We start from the raw sequence: 1,457 nt of genomic DNA on the forward strand, positions 1-1,457 counted from the left end.
CGTGAGTATCAGACGCGTCAGCATCAGTCACCGTCAACTGTCCTGATGTGTGCTTGGTCGTATCCTCTTTTGTTTGACCAGTAATTTGACCTGCAATAACGGGGTTATCGTTCGTACCATTGATCGTGATGCCTATCGATTGCGAGTCTGTCGCGCCTAACTGATCTGCAACATTGGCGATAACTGAATCTGTAAGTGACTCACCAGCGGCTAGTTTCTGTACATCAGGATGAGAATTATCAAGTTGGTAACGCCAAACGCCATTACTCGCAATCGTGAAGGTGCCGTATTGACCCTGAAAACTTGTTTGACCACTACCCAAACTCCATGTGTGTGTATCACCTGCATCCACATCGCCATGACGAAGCATGCCTCCTGCACTAGGTTTTCCGTCTTCAGATACAAAACCTGTACTTGTTCCACCGATATTAGGACGATCATTGGTACCCGTTACGTCAACAGTAATGCGTTGCGTTGCAGTGCCACCATGCCCATCATCAACCTGAACGATAAATGTTTCAGATGCGATTTGCCCTGCAGAAAGCGCTTGCGTTGCAAGCCGGCCGTTATCGAGCTGATATTGCCATGTTCCAGTTTGCGGATTGATGCTGATAGACCCGTATGTTCCTTGCCCATTTCCTTGAAGCGCCCAGGAATGCGTATCTAATCGATCGGGATCAACCGCTTGCAGATTTCCCTTCGCAGAATTAACTAAATCCTCCGTCACTATTCCTGAGAACTGCCCAATGATCTGAGGTACATCATTAGTACCAATAATGGTGACGGTAATAGCTTGATCGGTTGTAGCGCCATGTTGATCAGTCACTTTCATCATGACTGTCTCGGTGACCACTTCGCCTGCTGAAAGCGTATTGACCAAAGAATTATGGAAATTTGCGCCCCAAGTTCCTGTGGTCTCGTCAATAATGTAATTGCCCCATTTTCCTAACACGAGGCCGGTGCCATTACTAGAACTGTGTTGATTCTCCCAACTAAAACTCAAGGTGTCACCAGTATCTACATCCTGAACAATGGGCGTCTTACCACGTATGGTCGGGTATTGTCCTTCGGTAAAGGTCGCTGTTAAGTCACCTCCGATCACGGCGGGCGCATCATTGGTGCCCGTTACATTTACCGTTATGAGCTGTGTCGCCGTTCCGCCTTGGCCATCGCTCACTTCAACTGTAAAACTCTCAGTCTTCACATCGTCCTTGGCGATTGACTGTGTTGCCGTCAGATTATTATCAAGCGTATAGGTCCATCGGCCAGTATTAGGGTCAATGCTGAGTTGACCATAACTACCCTGCCCAGAGCCATTTAGTGTCCATGCATGAACATCATTTTTATCGACGTCTTGAACCTGTAATTGTCCAGATGTGATATTGATTGATGCATCTTCAATAACACCGCCAGTGCTAGTGCCCGAAATGCTAGGAGTGTCATTGGTACCATTAACC

Annotated in this window: 1 protein-coding gene; it reads right to left on the minus strand. The window is 47.3% G+C overall.

Annotated features, from left to right (window positions below; genetic code table 11):
• Positions 1 to 1,457 (minus strand): VCBS domain-containing protein (locus tag A3739_RS09940; RefSeq protein ID WP_197472252.1); only part of this gene is annotated, 1,457 nt, incomplete at both ends.

This window comes from Oleiphilus sp. HI0067 (assembly GCF_001635735.1).